This window comes from Sphingomonas bacterium, assembly GCF_903643035.1.
GTDB lineage: Bacteria > Pseudomonadota > Alphaproteobacteria > Sphingomonadales > Sphingomonadaceae > Sphingomonas.
In genome coordinates this window covers 1-4,124 of the sequence record NZ_CAHJWW010000246.1, presented here as the reverse complement: position 1 = coordinate 4,124, position 4,124 = coordinate 1, and the positions used below count along the sequence as shown (strand labels likewise).

Genomic DNA, 4,124 nt, shown 5'->3' with positions numbered 1-4,124 from the left:
CCTGCGCCTCGCCCGAAGGGACCAGCGGCAGGTCGGTGCGCGCGCCGATCCGCCGCGGCGCCTCGCCCGGCGCGAACGTGTCGCCGTGGCGCACGATCGTGAGCGACAGGGTCATGCGCCGTACGGATCACCGGCGAGCGCGATCAGCCGCTCGGCCAGCGCGACGTCGGCGGGCGTGTCGATCCCCGACATGTCGTGCCGCGTCGCATCGACCGCCACCGTCAGCACGTCCATCCCGTTCTCGAGGAAGCGAAGCTGCTCCAGCCCCTCCAGCCGCTCGTATGCGCCAGGTGGCAGCGCCTCGAACCGGGCCAGCGCGTCCAGTCGGTACGCATAGACGCCGCAATGCCGGTACACCGGCGACAGCGACTCGCGCACGCGCGACGCGGCCTCGTCGCGGATCGCCGGGATGATGGCCTTGGAGAACCAAGCCGCCCGCCCATCCGCCAGGCGCGCGCAGCTGGTGCCGCTGAACGGCACGACCGCCTTGTGCGCGCGCAACGCGTCGAGGGCGTCCCAGCCGAGCCGCACGACCGGCGTCGCCACCTCGAACGCGGACCGGCGCAGCGCATCGATCAACCGGGCGACGACCGCAGCGGACACGAACGGCGCATCGCCCTGGAGATTGACGACGATGCCGGGCGATGCCGCGCGCGTCAGCGCCGCGGCATAGGCCCGGCCCGAGCCGGACGCGATCGCCGGCGCCGTCATCACCGCCTCGCACCCCAGATCGCGCGCGTGCGCCGCGATCCGGTCGTCGTCGGTCGCCACGACCAGCTCGGCATGACCCGCCAGCGCGGCCGCGCGCCTGCCGACGTCCACGACCCGCGCCAGCAGCGTCCGCCCGGCGATCTCCACCAGCGGCTTGCCCGGCAGGCGCGTCGAGCCGAACCGCGCGGGGACGACGATCAGGTCCGGCACGCCGGGCGAAGGATCAGCCGGCGCCGGCACGCAGCACGTCGTGAAGATGGACGACGCCCAGCAGCACCGCGTCCTCGCAGACGAACAGCGTCGTCACCGCATGGTCGTTCATGATCCGCAGCGCGTCGGACGCCAGCGTGTGCGGAGGGACGGACAGCGGCGTGAGCGTCATGTGCTCGCCCACGGCGACATCCATGCGGCGCGTGGCGAAGCTGCGGCGCAGGTCGCCGTCGGTGAAGACCCCCACCAGCCGTCCCGCCTCATCGACGACGGCGGTGCAGCCATAGCGTTTCCGGCTCATCTCCACCGTCGCCTCGATCAGGGTCGCATGGGCGGCGATCACCGGCGTCGCCTCTCCCCTGCCCATGACCTGCGCGACCGTGGCCAGCCGCGCGCCCAGCCGGCCGCCGGGGTGGAGCTGGTGGAAATCGCCCAGGCTGAACTCCCGCCGGTGGATCAGCGCCATCGCCAGCGCATCGCCCAGCGCGGCCTGGACGGTCGTGGAGGCGGTGGGCGCGAGCTGGTGCGGACACGCCTCGCGCACCGCAGGCAGCGGCAGGCAGATGTCCGCCGCCTGCCCGGCCGCGCTGTCGACGCGCGACGTCATCACGATCAGCGTCACGCCAAGCCGCCGGACATGGTGGACGATCTCGGCCAGTTCCGGCGTCTCGCCGGACCAGCTCAGCGCCAGCACCACGTCGTCGCGCGTTATCATGCCAAGATCGCCGTGGCTCGCCTCGCCGGGGTGGAGAAAGGCGGCGGGAGTGCCGGTGGACATCAACGTGGCGGCGATCTTGCGCGCCACCAGCCCGCTCTTGCCCATGCCCGTCACGATGGTACGCCCGCGCGTCGCCAGGACGGCGTCGAAGGCGCGCGCGAACCCGTCGCGAAGCGCCGGCGCGTCCAGCGCGGCCTCCAGCGCGGCCAGCGCATCGCGCTCGATGCGGATCGTGGTCCGGGCCGAGACAACCGCCTCCGCCTCCGAAATCTGGTACGCATCCGGCCGGTCGTGGTGCACGAGGTCTGCTGCCTGATCGCCAAGGGAGCGGGCGGCATAAACGTTCGGGGCGCCCTTTTCCACTTTCCCGGCCGACGATAGGCGATATCGGTTCGCCAACGTCCGGGAGGGACCCGTCATGCGCCTGTGCCAGCATCAAGTCGGAGCGGAGCAGCCGCTGTTCGTGATCGCCGGCCCGTGCGCGATCGAGAGCGAGGAGCTGGCGCTCGCCACCGCCGAGGCGCTGGGAAGGATGGCCGGGCGGCTGGGCGTGCTGCTGATCTACAAGAGCTCGTTCGACAAGGCCAATCGCAGCTCGGGCCGCTCGTTCCGCGGACCGGGGCTGGACGAGGGGCTGCGCATCCTGGAGAAGGTTCGCGCCGAGACCGGCCTGCCGGTACTGACCGACGTGCACGAGGCGCATCAGGTGGGCGCGGTGGCGCAGGTCGTCGACGTGCTCCAGACGCCGGCCTTCCTGGCGCGGCAGACCGACTTCATCGCGGCGGTGGCGGCGTGCGGCAAGCCGGTGAACATCAAGAAGGCGCAGTTCATGGCGCCCGACGACATGGTGAACGTCGTCGACAAGGCGCGCGCGGCGGCGAGCGCGGCGGGGCACGAACCGGACAACTTCCTGCTATGCGAGCGCGGGGCCTCGTTCGGGTACAACAATCTCGTCTCCGACATGCGCTCGCTGCCGATCATGGCCGGGACCGGCTGCCCGGTGGTGTTCGACGCGACCCACTCGGTACAGCTTCCCGGCGCGGGCGGGGACCGTTCGGGTGGGGAGCGGCGCTTCGTCCCCGTGCTCGCGCGCGCCGCGGTCGCGGCTGGCGTGGCGGGCGTCTTCGTCGAGACGCACCCCGATCCCGACCGCGCATTGTCCGACGGCGCGAACAGCTGGCCGCTGGACGAACTGCCCGCCCTGCTGGAGCGGCTGGTCGCGATCGACGCGGTGGTGAAGGCGGCGCCGGCGGGCACTCGCTAAAGTGAAAGGCCTGCTGACCTCACCCGTTCACGGCGTTGAGGATCGCGCGTCCATAGGCGGTCTTCTTGAACCGCTCGCCGGCGGCGCGCGCCTGGTCGGCGGTGATGAAGCCTTGTTCATAGGCGATCTCCTCCAGGCACGCGACCTGGACGCCCTGGCGATGCTGCAACGTGCGGACGAACTCGCCTGCCTCCAGCAGGCTGTCGTGCGTGCCCGTGTCGAGCCAGGCATAGCCGCGGCCCATCTGCTCGACGTAGAGGTCGCCGGCTTCCATGTAGAGGCGGTTGAGGTCGGTGATCTCGAACTCGCCGCGCGGCGAGGGCTTCAGGTCACGGGCATAGCCGACGACGCGATTGTCGTAGAAATACAGGCCGGTCACCGCGTGGTTGGACCTGGGCCGGACGGGCTTTTCCTCCAGCGATATGGCACGGCCGCCCTCGCCGAACTCCACCACGCCATAGCGTTCGGGGTCCTCGACGCGATAGGAGAAGACCGTCGCGCAACCGTCGCGCGCCACCGCGCTGGCGAGCAGGTCGGTCAGGTGGGCGCCGAAGAAGATGTTGTCTCCCAGGACCAGCGCCACCTTGTCCGCGCCGATGAAGTCCGCGCCGATGACGAACGCCTGCGCGAGGCCGTCGGGGCTCGGCTGCTCGGCATAGGATATTGCGAGGCCCAGCGCCGAGCCGTCGCCGAACAGGCGCCGGTAGTTGTCGATGAAATCGGGCGAGGAGATGATGAGCACGTCGCGGATGCCGGCGAGCATCAGCACCGACAGCGGGTAATAGATCATCGGCTTGTCGTAGATCGGCAGCAGCTGCTTGTTGACCGCCAGCGTCGCTGGATGAAGCCGGGTGCCCGAGCCGCCGGCCAGGATGATGCCCTTCACGTCGCGGTCTCCCGGGGGGCATGGCCCACAAGCTCGTCAAGGATGTCGCCCAGCGCCGCCTGCCACGCGCGCGGCCTGACGCCATAGGCGCGTCCGATCGCGGCATGGCTGAGCAGCGAGTTGGCCGGGCGGCGCGCCGGCGTCGGATAGGCGCTGGTCGGGATGCCCTCGACCGTCGCGCTCGGCCCGCCTCTCGCGCTGGCCTGGGCGAAGATCTCGCGGGCGAAGCCGGCCCAGGTCGTCGGCCCGGCGTTGCTGAAATGACAGGTGCCGGTCGGCGCCTCCGCGTCGCCGGCGAGGCGCACGGCGATGGTCGCCAGCGCGGCGGCGAGGTC

5 protein-coding genes and 1 pseudogene are annotated in these 4,124 nt (G+C 71.3%); 1 reads left to right on the top strand and 5 read right to left on the bottom strand.

All coding sequences use genetic code 11. The features are described from left to right. The 3 genes and pseudogenes from HUV01_RS15240 to HUV01_RS13015 all read right to left on the bottom strand — a co-directional run. A pseudogene (locus HUV01_RS15240) lies at positions 1-115 on the bottom strand (histidine phosphatase family protein); the annotation flags it as partial. Further along, positions 112-951, bottom strand: a complete 840-nt coding sequence (locus tag HUV01_RS13020; RefSeq protein ID WP_254606633.1) for a 3-deoxy-manno-octulosonate cytidylyltransferase family protein — start codon at positions 949-951, stop codon at positions 112-114. The pseudogene HUV01_RS15240 and the gene HUV01_RS13020, both read right to left, overlap by 4 nt. Next, positions 935-1,939, bottom strand: a complete 1,005-nt coding sequence (locus HUV01_RS13015) for a KpsF/GutQ family sugar-phosphate isomerase (protein WP_254606632.1) — start codon at positions 1,937-1,939, stop codon at positions 935-937. Before HUV01_RS13015 ends, HUV01_RS13020 begins: the two co-directional genes overlap by 17 nt. A gap of 118 nt (positions 1,940-2,057) precedes the next feature. Between HUV01_RS13015 and kdsA the strand changes: the two genes are divergently transcribed. Continuing rightward, complete coding sequence (gene kdsA, locus HUV01_RS13010; protein ID WP_174298650.1) at positions 2,058-2,903, top strand: 3-deoxy-8-phosphooctulonate synthase; 846 nt, start codon at positions 2,058-2,060, stop codon at positions 2,901-2,903. Between the two features lie 19 nt (positions 2,904-2,922). Here kdsA and rfbA read toward each other — a convergent pair whose 3' ends face one another. Next, entirely contained in the window at positions 2,923-3,789 is an 867-nt protein-coding gene (rfbA, locus tag HUV01_RS13005) for a glucose-1-phosphate thymidylyltransferase RfbA (protein WP_174298649.1), read from the bottom strand. Then, positions 3,786-4,124: sugar nucleotide-binding protein (locus HUV01_RS13000; RefSeq protein WP_174298648.1), on the bottom strand; the 339-nt coding region annotated here is incomplete at its 5' end. The genes HUV01_RS13000 and rfbA, both read right to left, overlap by 4 nt.

Bases quoted from the DNA above. Each gene is read 5' to 3' on its own strand.
- kdsA (WP_174298650.1), top strand. From the start codon at position 2,058: ATGCGCCTGTGCCAGCATCAAGTCGGAGCGGAGCAGCCGCTGTTCGTG.